Origin of the sequence: Modicisalibacter tunisiensis, assembly GCF_020148005.1 — a bacterium.
GTDB lineage: Bacteria > Pseudomonadota > Gammaproteobacteria > Pseudomonadales > Halomonadaceae > Modicisalibacter > Modicisalibacter tunisiensis.
Map to the genome: position 1 here is coordinate 2,485,743 of NZ_JAGXFD010000001.1, position 16,846 is coordinate 2,502,588.

General features: G+C 66.9%; 17 protein-coding genes. 13 read left to right on the plus strand and 4 right to left on the minus strand.

Annotated features, from left to right (window positions below):
* Nucleotides 1-33: 33 nt before the first annotated feature.
* From KGQ91_RS11605 to KGQ91_RS11620, 4 genes are all read right to left on the minus strand, one after another.
* Complete coding sequence (locus KGQ91_RS11605; RefSeq protein ID WP_224421044.1) at nt 34-1,248, minus strand: MFS transporter; 1,215 nt, start codon at nt 1,246-1,248, stop codon at nt 34-36.
* A 17-nt stretch (nt 1,249-1,265) separates the two neighbouring features.
* Nucleotides 1,266-1,820 carry a hypothetical protein gene (locus tag KGQ91_RS11610; RefSeq protein WP_224421045.1) on the minus strand — a complete coding sequence of 185 codons (555 nt, stop codon included), beginning with the start codon at nt 1,818-1,820 and terminating at the stop codon, nt 1,266-1,268.
* A gap of 100 nt (nt 1,821-1,920) precedes the next feature.
* Nucleotides 1,921-2,535 carry a CBS domain-containing protein gene (locus tag KGQ91_RS11615; RefSeq protein WP_224415031.1) on the minus strand — a complete coding sequence of 205 codons (615 nt, stop codon included), beginning with the start codon at nt 2,533-2,535 and terminating at the stop codon, nt 1,921-1,923.
* A gap of 56 nt (nt 2,536-2,591) precedes the next feature.
* Nucleotides 2,592-3,095 carry a hypothetical protein gene (locus KGQ91_RS11620; RefSeq protein ID WP_163649451.1) on the minus strand — a complete coding sequence of 168 codons (504 nt, stop codon included), beginning with the start codon at nt 3,093-3,095 and terminating at the stop codon, nt 2,592-2,594.
* A gap of 219 nt (nt 3,096-3,314) precedes the next feature.
* Here KGQ91_RS11620 and fliD point away from each other — a divergent pair, with 219 nt between their 5' ends.
* From fliD to KGQ91_RS11690, 13 genes are all read left to right on the plus strand, one after another.
* Entirely contained in the window at nt 3,315-4,703 is a 1,389-nt protein-coding gene (gene fliD / locus KGQ91_RS11625; protein WP_163649452.1) for a flagellar filament capping protein FliD, read from the plus strand.
* A gap of 30 nt (nt 4,704-4,733) precedes the next feature.
* Nucleotides 4,734-5,129, plus strand: a complete 396-nt coding sequence (fliS, locus tag KGQ91_RS11630; protein ID WP_163649453.1) for a flagellar export chaperone FliS — start codon at nt 4,734-4,736, stop codon at nt 5,127-5,129.
* Nucleotides 5,130-5,134: 5 nt separating this feature from the next.
* Nucleotides 5,135-5,497 carry a flagellar protein FliT gene (fliT, locus tag KGQ91_RS11635; protein WP_224415029.1) on the plus strand — a complete coding sequence of 121 codons (363 nt, stop codon included), beginning with the start codon at nt 5,135-5,137 and terminating at the stop codon, nt 5,495-5,497.
* Entirely contained in the window at nt 5,494-6,672 is a 1,179-nt protein-coding gene (gene fliK, locus KGQ91_RS16810) for a flagellar hook-length control protein FliK (protein WP_224421046.1), read from the plus strand. Before fliT ends, fliK begins: the two co-directional genes overlap by 4 nt.
* Complete coding sequence (locus KGQ91_RS11645) at nt 6,669-6,971, plus strand: EscU/YscU/HrcU family type III secretion system export apparatus switch protein (RefSeq protein WP_163649456.1); 303 nt, start codon at nt 6,669-6,671, stop codon at nt 6,969-6,971. Before fliK ends, KGQ91_RS11645 begins: the two co-directional genes overlap by 4 nt.
* A gap of 298 nt (nt 6,972-7,269) precedes the next feature.
* Nucleotides 7,270-7,608 carry a flagellar transcriptional regulator FlhD gene (gene flhD, locus KGQ91_RS11650; RefSeq protein WP_163648859.1) on the plus strand — a complete coding sequence of 113 codons (339 nt, stop codon included), beginning with the start codon at nt 7,270-7,272 and terminating at the stop codon, nt 7,606-7,608.
* A gap of 4 nt (nt 7,609-7,612) precedes the next feature.
* On the plus strand, nt 7,613-8,209 hold the full coding sequence (gene flhC, locus KGQ91_RS11655; RefSeq protein ID WP_163648857.1) for a flagellar transcriptional regulator FlhC: 597 nt from the start codon (nt 7,613-7,615) through the stop codon (nt 8,207-8,209).
* Nucleotides 8,210-8,295: 86 nt separating this feature from the next.
* Complete coding sequence (gene motA / locus KGQ91_RS11660) at nt 8,296-9,168, plus strand: flagellar motor stator protein MotA (protein ID WP_163648856.1); 873 nt, start codon at nt 8,296-8,298, stop codon at nt 9,166-9,168.
* Nucleotides 9,165-10,109 carry a flagellar motor protein MotB gene (gene motB / locus KGQ91_RS11665; RefSeq protein WP_224415027.1) on the plus strand — a complete coding sequence of 315 codons (945 nt, stop codon included), beginning with the start codon at nt 9,165-9,167 and terminating at the stop codon, nt 10,107-10,109. The genes motA and motB overlap by 4 nt, the downstream gene beginning before the upstream one ends.
* Nucleotides 10,110-10,126: 17 nt before the next feature.
* Nucleotides 10,127-12,301, plus strand: coding sequence for a chemotaxis protein CheA (gene cheA, locus KGQ91_RS11670; protein WP_224415026.1), 2,175 nt, complete (start codon nt 10,127-10,129; stop codon nt 12,299-12,301).
* Nucleotides 12,298-12,813 (plus strand): chemotaxis protein CheW, encoded by a 516-nt coding sequence (gene cheW, locus KGQ91_RS11675; RefSeq protein WP_163648851.1) that lies wholly within the window; start codon nt 12,298-12,300, stop codon nt 12,811-12,813. The genes cheA and cheW overlap by 4 nt, the downstream gene beginning before the upstream one ends.
* Before the next feature lie 226 nt (nt 12,814-13,039).
* Nucleotides 13,040-14,737, plus strand: a complete 1,698-nt coding sequence (locus KGQ91_RS11685) for a methyl-accepting chemotaxis protein (protein WP_318010280.1) — start codon at nt 13,040-13,042, stop codon at nt 14,735-14,737.
* 125 nt (nt 14,738-14,862) lie between these two features.
* The coding region (locus tag KGQ91_RS11690) for a methyl-accepting chemotaxis protein (RefSeq protein ID WP_224421047.1) at nt 14,863-16,846 on the plus strand (1,984 nt) is incomplete at its 3' end.

The following is a 16,846-nucleotide window of genomic DNA, read 5'->3' on the forward strand; positions in this document are numbered from 1 at the left end:
GACCTCGCTGGCTCAGTGCATGAAGGGGGGCGCTTACTGGTGACGGGTGATCAGCCGGCCGTGATCGTCGAGATCGAGCTGTCGGCGCCGCCCGGCAAGCAGTGCGCACAGCGCGGCGGCCAGCACGAAGCCCAGCAGCGCCAGGGTGATCACGGTCAGGTTGTCCGTCCGCCCGATCAGGATGCCCACCAGCAGCGGCCCCAGGGCGGCGATGGCGTAGCCGATGCCCTGGACCATGCTCGACAGCTTGCCCGCCAGCTGCGCGGTGGCGCTGCGCAGCACGATCAGCGTGAGCGCCATGCTGAAGCTGCCGCCCTGGCCGAGACCGAGCAGCATGACGCCGGCCCAGCGCCATTCCAGCGGGGCCTGCAGCAGGGTGACGATACCGGCGGCGGTGCAGGTCAGCAGGATCAGGATCGTCGGCCGCTGGTCGCGCCCCAGGCGGCCCAGCCAGGGCGCGCCGAGGGCGGTGATCAGCTGGCCCATGACCGAGGCGGCCAGCAGCCAGCCAGCCTCGGCCTCGCCGAGCCCGCGCTTCTGCAGCAGGGCGGGGAGCCAGCCGAAGACGATGTAGGCCAGCGCCGACTGGCTGCCCATGTAGCCGGTGACCTGCCAGGCCAGCGCCTGACGAAACACGCGGACCCGGGGGCCCCGGCGTGGCGCATCGTCGGTGGCCGGCCAGGGGTGCGGCATGCGCCAGCGCCAGGCGATCAGCGCCAGCAGCGCCAGGCCGGCCCAGCTGCCCAGCGACAGCCGCCAGTCGCCGAAGGCGTCGGCCAGCGGGACGCTGAAACCGGCCCCCAGGGCGCCGCCCAGGCACAGCGCCATGGTATAGACGCCGGTAACCAGATCGGCGCCCCGGGGCAGCTCGCGCTTGACCAGCGCCGGCAGCAGGGTGCCGGCGATGCCGATGGCCGCACCGGCGCCGATGGTGCCCAGGTAGAGCAGCGTCACGCTGGCGTTGGCACGTACCAGCAGCGAGGCGGCCAGCAGCAGCAGGGCGAGGCTCAGCGTGCGCTCGGCGCCCAGGCGCCTGGTCAGCCAGGGGGCGAGCGGCGCGAAGATCCCCAGGCAGAGCACCGGCAGGGTGGTGAGGATGCCGATGGCGTCGGCGGACAGCCCCAGCGCCTGCTGGATGCGGATCAGCATGGGCGCCAGCGACGACAGCGCCGGGCGCAGGTTGAGGGCGACGAGAATCATCAGCGCCAGAAATGGCAGCACGCGGCGCCAGGCCAGTGAACGGGACATCACGAATCCTTGGTCGATCAATCGTCCCGGCGTGACGGGGATGATGGGGTGGACGAGGCGGTCGGTGACCGGGGCGCGTGCGTGCCCCGATGGTCCGGGTCGGCGGCGTCGGGCGGCGACGACAGGGCTTCCAGCCCGTAGAAGGCGGTGGCCTGGCGGGGGCGTCCGGCCTTGGCGCGAATGGCGCTGACATCCTCGGTGCTCACCCAGGGCGCCTGGCCGGCGAGCGGGTTGCGCTCCACCGTCAGGGCGCCGTCGTGGAGCCAGCAGCGCTGGGGCGTCCAGGCGACATGCCACAGGCGCTCCCGCCAGCGGGCCGTGTGGTCATCGACCAGGATCAGGCGCGGCTCGGGGATCAGGGCGGCGAACTGGCGGGCATTGAGTGGCTGGCCGGTCTCCGGCAGGGTCACGGCGCCCTGGAAACGGCCGGACTCGAGGGTGGCGTCGTCGGCGCCGGCCGGCTCGATGCGTCCCCGGCCGCACAGGTGCAGCAGGTGATCGTCGACCTGCTTGACGACCCAGACCGTCTGTTCGGACTTGTGCCTGCGCTTGAACCAGTTGCCGAATGCCAACGTCGAGAGCTCCCTGGGTAATGAATCGAATGAGGTGCATTGCCGCCCGGGCGGGGCATCATATCGGCCGGGCCGTCGCCGGCCCGGCACGTTTTCCGGCTTACAGGCTGTGGCCGAGCACCACCTGGCAGATCGCCGAGAAGCTGCGCGCTTCGGGCGGGCGGTCCAGGACGATGCCCAGGGCCCGGCCGACGTCGGCGGCGGAGATGAGGCCGCGCACGGCGGTGCCGCCCTGGGCGTCGGGTTCGGTGATCAGCAGGTGCTGGTCGCCGAAGGCACGGAGCGCCTCGACCAGCTCGCCGACCGTGATCTTCTCCAGGCGGGCGAGCGGCAGGGCGTGGAGTTCCCGGCGCGGGGTCTGGACCATCTCGACGGTGACTTCGTCGCGGTCGACCTGGTGCTGGCGCATGGCCAGGGTGATGCGGCGCCCGCCGATCAGTTCCCGGGCGTTGACCACGCCGGTCAGGTGGCCGGCGGCGTCGAGCACGAACAGCAGGCGCACGCCGCCCTGCTTCATGATCTCGAGCGCCTGGGCGATCGAGTGGGAGGTCGGGATGGTGAAGGCGCCGGTCTGGGTGAAGTCGGTCAGCAGGGCCCGGGCGGGGCTGTCCATGGTCAGGCTGGCCACGGCCTGCGGGCGACGGATCGTCACGTCGGCGTCGAGCGTTTCCAGCTGCAGCGCGGTGCCAGTGGCCGATGGCGCGATGGTGGTCATTCAGAAGCCTCCTGTGTCGGCTCGGTGGGTCGGTGCGAAGGGCCGGGGCGCCGTGGTTACTGCATGTAACGTCTCAGGTCGCCGCGCACGCTGTCCAGAAAGGTCACGAAATGCGTGTCGCGGTCGTCGTCGACGCGGTCGATACGGCAGCCCAAGGCCATGTCACGTTGGACCAGAATTTCATCGAAAATTTCCAACGTCAGCTTGGCGACGGTGGCCTCCTGCGGCTCGACGGCGCCCTGTTCCAGCGTGAAGGACTCGAGCAGGGTGGCGCGCACGCGGGTGGTGCCGCCCTCGGTGAGGATGCGCCGCACGAACAGCCAGCCCTCGCAACCCAGGGCCGGGCCGTCGTCGCGCCGGCGGCGAAACAGGGTGCGGTAGCAGGCGCCCTCGGCGGCGCTCTTTTCCGCCATGCTGCGATAGCCCTGGGTGACACGCGAGGCCATGGCGCCGGCGCTGGCCAGCTTGCGCAGTGCCGCGCGATGCTCACGCTCCAGCTGATCCTGGCGGTTGAAGCGCTGCCAGCGTTGATAGTCGGCGAAGAGCGGGGTCGCATCCATGGTAAGCCTTCCTTGTTGACGGGGTGCCGGTGTCGCCGGACGTCGGGCCACTCATGATGTCGCAGCCGCGCTCTCGTGGCCAGTCTCGCGTGTGCCGGCAGGGCTAAAGTTCCGCCGCCCGGGGCCGATAGCACGAAGTGACAGCCGAAAACCGGCCTATTCCCGCGCTCGTGGCGGCGACGGGGCTGGTACAAAGGGCGCAGATATCAGGGGGCATAGATGGCGAGCATAGCGTCTTTGGGGATCGGGTCGGGCATGGACCTGAACGGGTTGTTGAAACAGCTCGAAAGTGCCGAGCGCCAGCAGCTCACCCCGATCACCCAGCAGAAGTCCAGTTACAAGGCGGAAATTTCCGCTTTCGGCAAGCTTCAGTCGGCGCTGGAATCTTTCCAGGGGGCCGTGGACAAGCTCAACGATACCAAGACGTTTCAGGCGGTAAGCGCGAACGTCAGCGGCACCGGTCCCGAGGTGACCACCGATAGCAGTGCGGTCCCCGGAACCTACACGATCGACGTCAACAACCTGGCACAGGCGCATTCCATAGCCAGCCAGCGATTCGCCGATACGACGAGCAACCAGGCTTCTGTTGCAACGACGATTACCATCGATCAGCCCGGCATCAGTGGGGCGAGCTTTGATGTATCCATCGACCCGGCCAGCAGCTCGCTGGGCGATATTCGTGATGCCATCAATGCTGCCGATGGTGGCATCGCGGCCTCCGTGATCAATGACGGGAGCGGCAATCGCCTGGTGCTGACGTCCAAGGATACCGGGGCGAGTTCGGCCATGACGGTCACGGTAAACGGCGATGCAACGCTGGACAGCAAATTGTCCTTCAATGCCACTGATAGTGATCCGGACGGAATGACCCAGACTGTCGCCGCTCAGGATGCCTCGCTGACCGTCAACAACATCGCCATCACCAGCGCCTCGAACAATGTGGAGGGCGCGATCCAGGGAGTGACGCTGGATCTGACGCAGGCCAGTGCTGATGCGACCTCCGCATCGACGCTCACGGTTTCCCGAGATACCGGCACCATCAAGGAGGACATTCAGTCGTACGTGGATGCCTATAACAGCCTCCAGGACACGATGAACTCACTGACAGCCTTCAACGGGGGGGGCAAGGCGGCCGGTGAGCTGATCGGCAATAGCTCGGTCAGGGGGATCGATTCCGGCTTGAGGCAGGTGACCAGCAGCATCGTTGGTTCCGGCAATATCTCCATGCTGGCTGACATGGGCATTGACCTTTCTGTCGACGGCAAGCTCGAGGTGGATGACACCAAGCTGACCGATGCGCTGAACAACGATATGAGTGGCGTGACACAGTTCTTCGGCGGGGATGCCACGACCGATGGTCTGGCTGACAAGCTAGGCGCCAGACTGGATTCCATTCTGGGCAGTAACGGACCCATAGAAACCGCGACCTCGGGCCTCGAGAATCGTATCAGTTCCTTGGACGACCGATACTCACGGACGGAAGACCGTATCAACGCCACGATCGACCGCTATCGGGAACAGTTTTCCCGTATGGACTCGATGGTGTCCAGCATGAACTCGACAATGAATTATCTATCGCAGCAGCTTTCCTCCGTGGGAGGGCAGTAAGCAGGCTGCTGACGTGTACAGGAGTGATCTATGAGTACGCTTCAAGGGGCGGGTGCCTACGCTCAGGTAGGGGTTGAAAGTGCGGTGATGTCCGCGACACCCCATCAGTTGATCGTCATGCTGTTCGATGGTGCGCTGGCCTCGCTCAAGGCGGCTAAGTTGCACCTGCAGCAGGGCAACAAGGTCGAGAAGGGACGCTCGCTGTCCAAGGCGATCGATATCGTCAACAACGGTCTGGCTGCGGCGCTCGACTATGAAAAAGGAGGCGACATCGCTGCCAACCTGGGCGCATTGTATGACTATATCTCGCGGTTGCTGTTGCAGGCCAACCTGAGAAATGACGAGCAGCGTATCGATGAGGCGTATACCCTGCTCAACGACATCGCATCGGCCTGGCGCGAGATCGCCCCCCAGGCGAGGAGCTGAACCGCATGATGGCGGCAAGAGATGTGCTGGCAAGCTACGAGCAGCTGCTGCAGCGCTCGGCAAGGATGCTGGATCTGGCCCGCAATGGTGACTGGCCGGAGCTGGTCGAGGAGGAGTCCGGCTACGTGGTGGCCGTCGAGACGATCAAGCGTCTCGAGGTCGACTGCGTGCTGGAGACGCCCGAGGCCCGGCGCAAGGCGGAGCTGCTCGAGCGGATTCTCGAGCAGGATGGCGAGACGCGCCGTCATCTGCAGACACGCCGTGACGAGCTGGGGCTGCTGATCGGCGATCAGCAGCGTCAGCGCCAGGCCAGCCAGGCCTATCGCGGCGGCAGCCAGGTTGTGCGGATGTCGACGAGGTCGCGGTGAGCGGTGTCATCACGCCGCTGATCGATACCCTGCTTCATCAGGTGCTGGGCAAGCGGGGTGATGCCCCGGTGATCCGCAATGAGGCGGAGCCGGTCAGGCCGCTGACGCCGAATTCGGCCTTGCGCGCCCTGCACAGCGATTCGCGCCTGGAGTCCGGCCGTGCCGGCGGGACGCTGCCCCAGGCGGGCGTCTCCCCGGCGTCGGGCAGGGCCTCGGGCGAGCTTCCGCAGGCCCTGCTGCCGGCCTCGACGACGACCCGCTTCAGCCCGGCGGCACGCACGATTGCCGATGTGCTGCTGAAATTTCCCGCGCCGCCGTCGGTCATTCGCCCGGCGGCGCCGTTGTCGGCATCCGGGGCGTCGCTGGATGCGACGCAGCTGGCACCCCGGCTGCAGGCCGGCATCGAGACCAGCGGCCTGTTCTACGAGGCTCATCTGGCGCGCTGGTTTCGCGGCGAGCTGTCGCGCGGGATGCTGCTGCGCGAGCCGCAGATGCAGTTTGCGCCCCGGCTGCCGTCGACATCCAGCGGCGCGGCGGGCACGGCGCCCACCGGCGGCTTTCCGCCCCCCCCGCAAGCGGCTGGAAGCGGAGCGGCGGCATCTGCCTCGCCCGTGCCCGCCATGGCCGCGTTGAGCTTTCGTCCGCTGGCGGCCGGTGATGCGCTGTCCGAGGTCGCGGCGCGGGATCTCCAGCTGGCCTCGCAGCAGGCCCAGGCTGCCCAGTCGGCGCAGGGCAAGGACGATGTCCTGCAGCAGCTGGTGCGCCACCAGCTCGAGATGATGGTCACGCCGGTCATCCGTTGGGAGGGGGATGTCTGGTCCGGGCTGTTCATGGCCCTGACCCTGCATGTGCCGCCGGAGGCCGAGCGGGATCCGCGCGACGGCGGTCCGGAGGAGGACGCTTCCGAGGGCAGCTGGCACAGCGAACTGACGCTGCGCCTGGCCAGCCTGGGGGAGCTGGGGGTCCGGCTGTGGCTTCGCGAGCGCTCGCTGGCCCTGGAGATTCACGCCAGCGAGGCATCCGTGTTCACCAGGCTGGAGGCGGGGCGGGCGGACTTCGAGTCGCGGCTTCGGCGCTGCGGGCTGGATGATGTGAGGGTCAGCGTGTTGCGCGACGAGCATGGCGATCGCCGGGCGGGCGGCGCCGAGTCCGCCGGCTTCGAGGGCGAGGCATGACCTACCGGGACCCCCGTTCCGAGTCGCGCCGCCAGGCCGTGGCGCTGGCCTATCGCGAGGGCGATGCCGCGCCGCAGGTGGTCGCCAAGGGCTACGGCGAGCTGGCCGAGCGGATCGTGGCCGAGGCGCATCGCCAGGGGGTTTTCGTCCATGATGCCCCGGAACTGGTCGGCCTGTTGATGCAGGTCGATCTGGACGCCCGGATACCGCCGGCGCTCTACCAGGTCATCGCCGAACTGCTGGTCTGGGTCTATGGGCTGGAGCGCGACGCGGAGGAAGAAGGCGTGGAAAAGCGTTGATCTCGATCCTGTGGGGTCAACGCTGGCGACCATGAGCGCTTTCCAGGAGTCACGGCCTGACGTTTTCTGCTCATGAAAATGCGTTTTCAAACAGCTATTTAAACTTTGTGACTGATCTGAGTCACGTTTCCTGCACTGTGCCTGAGTTTCTTGGCCGCTTGAGTTGAATTTCTTAATAAAAAAGTCTCACAATAATGGCACGCTGACAGCGTTCAGTGGCCGGGCGCCGCATGGCGACTCGATAACAAGTTGAACGGCCTTGAATCGTTCACGCCAGTAATTGCAGGGAATACACGTGATGCCTATCGACAGTCTCCTGAGCGATATTCAGGATACGAATCTTTCCTATCTACTGCTGGTCCAGCGGCTGCTCAACGAGGACCGCCCGACGGCGATGTTCCGCCTCAAGTTGAGCGAGGAGATGGCCGATCTGCTCGGTTCGCTCTCGGTCAAGCAGCTGGGGCAGCTGGCGCGCTCCAATCAGTTGCTCTGTCGGCTGTGTTTCGACGAGCCCGACCAGCTGCGCAAGCTCATCGAAGACCCCCGCGACCAGGGGCTCGGTCAGATCCATTCGGCCCTGCTCATGGCCTCCGGTGCGGAAGCGCGGTGGCCGGATTCGACGACAGGTCGGGGGTGAGGACATGGCCGACAAGAGTCTCGTCAGCGAGATGCGCCAGGTCCAGATGGCGATCGAATTGATCGAACTGGGCGCCCGCCTGCAGGTGCTGGAAACCGAGACCGACCTGAGTCGTGCCCGGTTGATCAAGCTCTACAAGGAAGTCCGTGGCATGTCGCCGCCCAAGGGCATGCTGCCGTTTTCCACGGACTGGTTCGTCACCTGGTTGCCGAACATCCATTCCTCGCTGTTCTACAACATCTATCAGCGCCTGCTCGAGGACTGCGAGTGCGACCGCATGGGCGCCTTCGTGCGGGCCTTCAAGCTGTATCTCGAGCAGCTTTCGCTGGAAGAAGAGGCCGAGCCGGTGCTGGGGCTGACGCGCGCCTGGACGCTGATTCGCTTCTTCGAGAGCGAATTGCTGGAGCTGTGCGAGTGCACCAGCTGTCATGGCCGCTTCGTGGTGCATGCGCATACGCCGCCCCAGGGATTTGTCTGCGGCATCTGTCAGCCGCCGTCGCGTGCCGGCAAGACCCGCAAGCGGCGTCAGGCGGCGGCGAATCGTCGCCAGCAGTCCGGCGACGGCGCGGAGCTGCTCGACACCCGGCGCCGCCAGGCCTGACGCAAAGAATTCTCGCCCACCCCTCAAGCACCCGGGGCCTCTGCCGATAACGGTAAGAGGCCCCGTTTCTTGGCAAGGGATACATCGTGCTTATTGTTCTTGGTTATATCATTGTTGTCGTGGCCGTGTTCGGCGGCTATGCCATGGTGGGCGGCCACCTGGGCGCCATGTTCCAGCCGGCCGAGCTCGTCATCATCGCCGGCGCGGCGCTGGGGGCGTTCGTCGCCTCCAACAACGGCAAGGCGATCAAGGCGACGCTGCGCACCTTCTCCAAGCTCAAGCGCACCACCAAGTACAACAAGACCATGTACATGGAGCTGCTGGCGCTGCAGTACAAGCTGCTCTCCAAGGCGCGCCGCGACGGCATGCTGGCCATCGAGCGCGACATCGACGACCCGCAGAACAGCCCGATGTTCGCCGACTATCCCAGGCTGCTCGCCGACCCCATGATCATGGCCTTCCTGACCGACTATCTGCGGCTGATGGTCAGCGGCAACATGGACCCGTTCGAGATCGACGCCCTGATGGAGCACGAGATCGAGACCTTCCAGCACGAGGCGGAGATCCCGTCCCATGCCCTGCATGCCGTGGGTGACGGCCTGCCCGCCTTCGGTATCGTCGCCGCGGTCATGGGGGTGGTGCACGCTCTGGGGTCCGCCGATCAGGGGGCCGCGGAGATGGGCGTGCTGATCGCCAACGCCCTGGTCGGTACCTTCGTGGGGATCCTGCTGGCCTATGGCTTCGTCAATCCGGTGGCCGGACGGATCCTGCTGCAGGTGAACGAGGCGGTGAAGATGCTGCAGTGCATTCGCGTCACCCTGATGGCGAGTCTCAACGGCTACGCGCCGCAGCTGGCGGTGGAGTTCGGCCGCAAGGCACTGTTCACGGCCGAGCGTCCGACGTTCACCGAGCTTGAGGAGCACGTGCGTGCCTCCAAGAACGCCGCGGGTGGCTCATGAGCAACAACCGCCCGATCGTCGTCCGGCGTCGCAAGTCAAGGCGCCAGGAGCACCATGGCGGCAACTGGAAGATCGCCTACGCGGACTTCATGACCGCGCTGATGGCGCTGTTCCTGGTGCTGTGGATCCTGGCGCGCTCCAACGAGGCGCAGCTGCGCAGCATAGCCGAGTACTTCCGCACGCCGCTGCCGGTGGCCATGGCCGGCGGCAACAAGACCACCGCCAGTACCAGCGCGATTCCCGGGGGCGGGCCGGACCCCATGCACAGCGAGGGCGAACGCGCGCGCATCGATGACCGCCTGCACACGCGCCCCGCCGACGAGCAGCGCCAGCTGACCGAGCTCAAGCGCCGCATCGAGTCGGTGATCGAGCGCCAGCCGCATCTGCGCGAGCTGCGTTCGCAGCTGCGCATCGAGCTGACGCCGGAAGGCCTGCGCATCCAGATCGTCGATTCCGAAAAGCGGCCGATGTTCGAACTGGGCAGCGACAGGGTCGAGCCCTACATGCGGGACATCCTGCGTGCCATCGCGCCGGTGCTCAACCAGCTGCCCAACCGGATCAGTCTCAGCGGCCATACGGACAGCATTCCCTATGCCGGCGGCGAGAAGGGTTACAGCAACTGGGAGCTGTCCGCCGACCGGGCCAATGCCGCGCGCCGTGAGCTGGTGGCCGGTGGTCTGGACCCCCAGAAGCTGCTGCGCGTGGCGGGCATGGGGTCGCGGGTGCCACTCAATGCCGAGGACCCCCGGGACCCGGTCAACCGCCGCATCAGCATCGTGGTGCTGGACAAGCACACGGCGGAGGTCATCCAGAACCAGAGCGGCTTCAGGAGCGTGAAGCCATCGAGCCTGGACTCGTCGCTGCTGCCCGAGGCATTGCGCACCGAGTCCGCCCCGAACCCGGCGTTGCCTGCCTCCGATGCCCAGCGCAATGCCCCTTGACGCGAGTGGAATAGAGCATGGATATCAGCGATTTCTATGAAACGTTCTTCGAGGAGGCTGAGGAGCTTCTGGGCGACATGGAGCGCCACCTGCTGGATCTCGACGTCGACGACCCCGATCCCGAGCAGCTCAACGCCATCTTCCGGGCCGCGCATTCCATCAAGGGCGGTGCCGGCACCTTCGGTTTCCTGGTGCTCCAGGAGACGACCCACATCCTCGAGAACCTGCTGGATCACACGCGCCGTGGCGAGCTGAGCCTGCGCCGCGATATCGTCGATACCTTTCTGGAAGCGAAGGACATGTTGCACGATCAGCTGGACGCCTACCGCAACGGCGCCGAGCCCGACCCCGAAGCGTTCGAGCGCATCTGTCGCACGCTGAAACAGCTCGCCCTGGACGAGCTGGGCAAGTCGATGGGCAGCGATCCGCCGTCCGCTGCGTCGGCGGGGGCCGCCGACAAGGCGAGCCCCGAACCCCCGGCCCCCGCGCCGCGGGACGACGACACGGCCGACGCCCAGGGTGGTGATCAGGCCCCTTCGGGCGCCGGCAGTGACAAGGGCGGCGAGGGTGGCGACCCCCGCCTGCAGGTGGCCCTGCTCAAGGTGGGCGAGAAGGACCGCCAGCTGCTGGTCGAGGAGCTCGGGCAGCTGGGTGAGGTCGTCGCGCAGAGTGGCGACGAGCAGCGCTACGTCGTCGAGATGACCACCACCGTGGGTCGCGATGACATCGAGGCGGTGATGTGCTTCATCATCGAGCCCGAGCAGCTCGAGATCACGCCGCTGGGCGAGTCGGCGCCTTCAGCCGGTAACGAGCCGGGCGCCGGCGCGCCAGCCAGGGCCGAGCCGCAGGAAGCCCCGGCCGCGGCGCCAGTCGAGCCGGCCAGGGCGCCGAGCGCAGCGCCGGCGGCACGGGAAGACAAGGGCGGCAAGACCCGGGCGGCGCCCAAGGGCAACAAGGCCAAGGGCGGCAGCGAATCGAGCTCGATTCGTGTACCCGTCGACAAGGTCGACCAGATCATCAACCTGGTCGGCGAGCTGATCATCACCCAGGCGATGCTCGACCAGACGGCGAGCGAGATCGACGGCGTGACCCACAGCGCGCTGCACAATGGCTTGAACCTGCTCAAGCGCAACGCACGCGACCTGCAGGAATCCGTCATGTCGATCCGCATGATGCCGATGGATTACGTGTTCAGCCGTTTCCCGCGCCTGGTGCGGGACCTGGCCGCCAAGCTCGACAAGGAGATCGAGCTGGTGACCGAAGGCAAGTCCACCGAGCTCGACAAGAGCCTGATCGAGCGCATCATCGATCCGCTGACGCATCTGGTGCGCAACAGCCTCGATCACGGCATCGAGTCGCCGGAGGCCCGCGAGGCGGCGGGCAAGCCGCGAACCGGACAGCTCACGCTCTCGGCCCAGCACCAGGGCGGCAACATCCTGATCGAGGTGATCGACGACGGGGCCGGCCTGTCGCGGGAGCGGATCCTGGCCAAGGCGCACAGCAACGGGCTCAACGTCTCTGACACCATGAGCGACGACGAGGTCTGGCAGCTGATCTTCGCCCCGGGCTTCTCCACGGCCGAGCAGGTCAGCGACGTCTCCGGCCGCGGGGTCGGCATGGATGTGGTCAAGCGCAACATCCAGTCGATGGGCGGGCATGTCGAGATCATGTCGCGGCCGGGCGAGGGCACGACCACGCGCATCGTGCTGCCGCTGACCTTGGCGATCCTCGACGGCATGTCCATCAAGGTCGGCGAGGAGGTCTTCATCCTGCCGCTGGGCGCGGTGCTGGAGTCGCTGCAGCCGTCCCGCGAGGACCTCTACTCGATGGCCGGCGACGACCTGCTGCTCAAGGTGCGCGACGAGTACCTGCCGGTCATCGCCCTGCATCAGGTGCTGGATGTCGCCGAGGCCCGGACCGAGATCACCGAGTGCATCGTCGTCATCGTCCAGGGCGAGGGGCGGCGCTATGCGCTGGTGGTCGATGACCTGATCGGCCAGCAGCAGGTCGTGGTCAAGAACCTCGAGACCAACTATCGCAAGGTGCCGGGCATTTCCGCGGCCACCATCCTGGGCGACGGCAGTGTCGCGCTGATCCTCGACATCGTCGACCTGCATCGCCTCAGCCGGCGCAAGTCCAACCCGCGCGCGGCCGTGACCACTTCGTCCATTCAAGAGGTGCATCCTTCATGACTAGCGTGACCCCGAACCCGACGTCCGCCGACAAGGCCCAGGCGACGATCGATGCCCACAGCCAGGAGTTTCTGGTCTTCTCCCTGGGTGACGAGGAATATGCCGTCGACATCCTCAAGGTGCAGGAGATCCGCGGCTACGAGAACGTGACCCGCATCGCCAATGCGCCGGCCTTCATCAAGGGCGTCACCAACCTGCGCGGCGTGATCGTGCCGATCGTCGACCTGCGCATCAAGTTCAACCTGGAGAACGTCGAGTACGGCGGCCAGACGGTGGTGATCGTCGTCAATGTCGCCGATCGCATCGTGGGCATCGTCGTCGATGGTGTCTCGGATGTCATGACCCTGACCCCCGAGCAGATCAAGCCCGCCCCCGAGTTCGGCGTGACGCTCTCGTCGGACTACTTGAGCGGCCTCGGCAGTCTCGAGGACCGCATGCTGGTGCTGGTCGACATCGACAAGCTGCTGACCAGCGAAGAGATGGCGCTGGTCGACAGTACTGCCGCGAAGTAAGCCCGCGTCGCGATGCGGTTGCCGGCCGTGGCGGCGTGCGCCACGGCCGTTTTCGTTCGGGACGATGTCGTGCTGGAGACGGGGAGGTGACTTGATCCCGATCAAGAGACGGAGCTCAAGTCACGCCGGAGGAGGCCGATAACCCTTGAATAACGGCCGGTGTCTCGAGCAGGCGAGAGTCGCCGGGTATTCGCAGAGCAGATAACCATACAAACAAGGGGGTGACGTGAAGCGACTCGACGACATGACCGTCAAGACCAGCTGGATGCTGGTACTGCTGGTGTTCACGACGTTGCTGGTCGTGGTCAGTGCGCTGGGCTGGTACGCCGTGCAGTACAGCCAGGGGGCGCTGGGTACGCTCAATCGCGTCAACGTCGAGCAGCAGTCGACCCTCAATCGCGCCAACAGCCAGCTGCTCGGTCTGCGCCTGGCCATCCAGGATCGGTACGCCAGCCTCACCGGCGCCACCTGGGGGAACTCGGCCGGCGACGCCGCCGGACTGGCCGACCGGCTGGCGACCTTGAAGCAGACCTTCGACGAGTTTCAGGCCATTCCCGTCAAGCCCGCCCATCAGGCGCTGGTCGACCAGGTGGAAGCGGATTTCCGCACGCTGATCGACGAGGGCATCGCGCCACAGATTCAGGCCCTGCAGGATGCCGACCTGGCCGCCTACAGCGAGGTCGCGCCCCGGGTCCAGACCCTGAACGATGCCTTCTACGCCAGCGCCGTCGACTTCTTCACCCAGGCCGAGGCCGACGGGCGCTCCCTCTACCAGGCCTTCGGCGACATGGCTGTCACGCTCAAGGCGGCCATCGCCGCGGCACTGGTCGCGGCCGCGGGCATGATCCTGTTCGTGCTGTGGGGGATCCGCAGGAACGTGATCCATCCGCTGGAGCGTGTGGTCGTGCATTTCGAGCGCATGGCCGAAGGGGATCTCTCCGCCAGCATCGAGCAGCGTGGCAACAACGAGATCGGCAAGCTGTTTGCCGCCCTGTCGCACATGCAGGAAGGGCTGTCGCGGACGGTGAGCAACGTGCGTCGCAGCAGCCAGGCGATCCATCGCGACTCGCAGAGCATCGCCGGCGGCAACAATGACCTTTCGGCGCGTACCGAGCAGCAGGCGTCGTCGCTGGCCGAGACCGCCACCAGCATGGAGCAGCTCACCTCGACGGTGGAGCAGAACGCCGACAACGCGCGCCAGGCGAGCCGGCTGGCCGACAGCGCCGCGCAGACCGCCGCCCGGGGCGGCGACGTCGTCGGCCAGGTGGTCGATACCATGCACGAGATCAGCCGCAGTTCCCACCAGGTCGTCGACATCATCGACGTGATCGACTCGATCACCTTCCAGACCAACATCCTGGCGCTGAACGCCTCGGTGGAGGCGGCGCGGGCCGGCGAGCAGGGGCGCGGCTTCGCGGTGGTGGCCGGCGAGGTCCGCGAGCTGGCCAGCCGCTCGGCTGCCGCGGCCAAGGAGATTCGCGGCCTGATCGAGGCATCCGTGTCGCGGGTGGACAGCGGCTCGCAGCTGGTCGATCAGGCCGGCGACACCATGCGCGACATCGTCGCCTCGGTCCAGCGGGTCAACGACATCATGGACGAGATCGCCGCGGCCTCGCAGGAGCAGAGCCGGGGCATCGGCCAGACCAATCAGGCGGTCAGCCAGATGGACCAGGTCACCCAGCAGAACGCCAGCCTGGTCCAGGCGTCCGCGGACGCCGCCAATGCCCTGGCCCGGGAGGCGGAGGTGCTCAGCGAGTCGGTGGCGCGCTTCCGCCTGGCGTCACGCTTCGACACGGCACCGGACGATGCCGCCGTGCCATCCCGGCCGGCACTGAGCCGCGCCCCGGAGGGCGGCGGGACGACAGCAAGCCGCACGCCCGTCGCCGTGGCCCGGGAGACGGAAGCGGATTGGGAGTCCTTCTGACCCCGACGCCCTCCCGACGACAGCGCGACACGGCGTCGCCGACATGACGACAACCTCACAACGATAAAGGCCGGCACCCCTCGACAGTGCCGGCCGCCGAGTACAGCCAGCGGGGAATACCAACCATGCGAGACAACCAGCCCGTCACCCAGCGCGAGCGCCTGCTCGATGACGACCATTACCTGATCACGCGCACCGACCTCAAGGGGCGGATCACCTACGCCAACCAGGCCTTCATCGAGGTCAGCGGCTACGAGCGTGACGAACTGATCGGGGCGCCGCACAGCATCGTGCGCCATCCGGACATGCCGGAGGCCGCCTTCGCCAACCTCTGGGAAACCATCCAGGCGGGGGACTCCTGGCGCGGGCTGGTCAAGAATCGCTGCAAGAACGGCGATCATTACTGGGTGGATGCCAGCGTCACGCCGATTCTCGAGGACGACAAGCTGCTGGGATACGCCTCGGTGCGGGTCAAGGCCCTGGCCGAGGAGTGCGAGCGTGCCGAGCGCGTCTATGCGGCCCTGCGCGAAGGCCGACTGCGGCGCTACACCCTGCAGCAGGGGCGCATCGTGCGCCGCGGCCTGCTGGGGCGCTTGCGGCGTATCCGCCTGCGCTCCCTGCAGGGGCGTCTGGCCGGCATGGTGCTTCTGTCGCTTGTGCTGCTGGCCGCCGGGGGTGGCCTGGGCCTCTACGGGATCGACGCCGCCAGTGAGCGGACCCAGGCGCTCCAGCGCGACGGGCTGGAGGACGTGGCCCGGCTGCAGCAGATCGGCCAGCTGGCGACCCGCGGCTCACAGATGCTCTCGAACAATGACCGCATGACCCTGATGGATCAGCGCTTCGAATTCGCCAAGCGTCTCGAGACGATCATCCAGCGGGTCGAGACGGTCTGGAAGAACTACAGCGAGCGCGGCGTCAACCAGACGCCCAGGGCCCAGGCCTTCGGCCGCCAGCTCGAGACCTTCCTCGAGGAGGACCTGGGCAAGATCGTCACCGCCTTCTCGGGCAAGGATGCCTTCGATGCCTTCGTCGCTCTGCGGGACTCGCTGGAGACGCTGCAGAAGGATAGCGACGCCCTGGGCGAAAGCATCAACGGTCTGATCCAGGCCAAGCAGGCCGTGGCCCGGAAGATGGCCAGTCAGGCCCAGGCGCAGCGGGACCGGATGATGATCATTCAGGCCGCCCTGCTGGGAACCGGCCTGGTGCTGCTGATCGTCATGGGGGTGCTGAGCATGCGCGCGGTCCGCCGGCCGATCCGCGAGTCCAAGCAGTTCACCCTGCAGATCGCCTCGGGCAACCTCGGCGCGACCCTGCCCAGTCGGCGCAAGGACGAGATCGGCGAGCTGATGGCGGCACTCGACGTGATGCGCAAGAGCCTGGGCAGCATCGTGCGCGACGTCGATCGCAGCGTCGCGGTGGTGCGCCCGGCCTCGCGGGACATCGCCGCGGGCAACGAGGATCTGTCGTCACGCACCGAGCAGCAGGCCTCGTCGCTGGAGGAGACCGCCTCGAGCATGGAGGAGATGACCGCCACGGTGAAGCAGAACGCCGCCAACGCCCGCGAGGCCAGCGGCCTGGCCGGCGATGCGGCGAGCACGGTGCGCGAGAGCGGCGAGGTGATGGGCCAGGTGGTGGACACCATGGGCCGGATCACCGACAGCTCGCGCAAGGTCTCGGAGATCATCGGGGTGATCGACTCGATCGCCTTCCAGACCAACATCCTGGCGCTGAACGCCTCGGTGGAGGCGGCGCGGGCCGGCGAGCAGGGGCGCGGCTTCGCGGTGGTGGCCGGCGAGGTGCGCAACCTGGCCAGCCGCAGTGCCGAGGCGGCCAAGGAGATCCGCGCGCTGATCGACGGGTCCGCCCAGGAGATCGACGGCGGCGCCGAACTGGTCAAGCGCGCCGAGCGCTCGATCGAGGGCGTGGTCAGCTCGGTGCTCAAGGTCAACGACATCATGGGCGAGATCGCCTCGGCCTCGGACGAGCAGACCCGCGGGATCGAGCAGATCAACCAGGCGGTGGCGCAGATGGACGAGGTCACCCAGCAGAATGCCGAGCGCGTGCAGACCTCGGCGCGCGCCGCCCGCGAGCTCGACGAGCAGGTGATGC

Excerpts from the sequence above, each read along its gene's own strand:
- KGQ91_RS11645 (WP_163649456.1), top strand. The coding sequence starts at position 6,669 with ATGACCTACCGGGACCCCCGTTCCGAGTCGCGCCGCCAGGCCGTGGCG.
- flhD (WP_163648859.1), top strand. The coding sequence starts at position 7,270 with ATGCCTATCGACAGTCTCCTGAGCGATATTCAGGATACGAATCTTTCC.
- fliS (WP_163649453.1), top strand. The coding sequence starts at position 4,734 with ATGAGTACGCTTCAAGGGGCGGGTGCCTACGCTCAGGTAGGGGTTGAA.
- flhC (WP_163648857.1), top strand. The coding sequence starts at position 7,613 with ATGGCCGACAAGAGTCTCGTCAGCGAGATGCGCCAGGTCCAGATGGCG.
- KGQ91_RS11605 (WP_224421044.1), bottom strand. The coding sequence starts at position 1,248 with ATGTCCCGTTCACTGGCCTGGCGCCGCGTGCTGCCATTTCTGGCGCTG.
- fliD (WP_163649452.1), top strand. The coding sequence starts at position 3,315 with ATGGCGAGCATAGCGTCTTTGGGGATCGGGTCGGGCATGGACCTGAAC.
- KGQ91_RS11615 (WP_224415031.1), bottom strand. The coding sequence starts at position 2,535 with ATGACCACCATCGCGCCATCGGCCACTGGCACCGCGCTGCAGCTGGAA.
- motB (WP_224415027.1), top strand. The coding sequence starts at position 9,165 with ATGAGCAACAACCGCCCGATCGTCGTCCGGCGTCGCAAGTCAAGGCGC.
- KGQ91_RS11620 (WP_163649451.1), bottom strand. The coding sequence starts at position 3,095 with ATGGATGCGACCCCGCTCTTCGCCGACTATCAACGCTGGCAGCGCTTC.
- cheA (WP_224415026.1), top strand. The coding sequence starts at position 10,127 with ATGGATATCAGCGATTTCTATGAAACGTTCTTCGAGGAGGCTGAGGAG.
- cheW (WP_163648851.1), top strand. The coding sequence starts at position 12,298 with ATGACTAGCGTGACCCCGAACCCGACGTCCGCCGACAAGGCCCAGGCG.
- fliT (WP_224415029.1), top strand. The coding sequence starts at position 5,135 with ATGATGGCGGCAAGAGATGTGCTGGCAAGCTACGAGCAGCTGCTGCAG.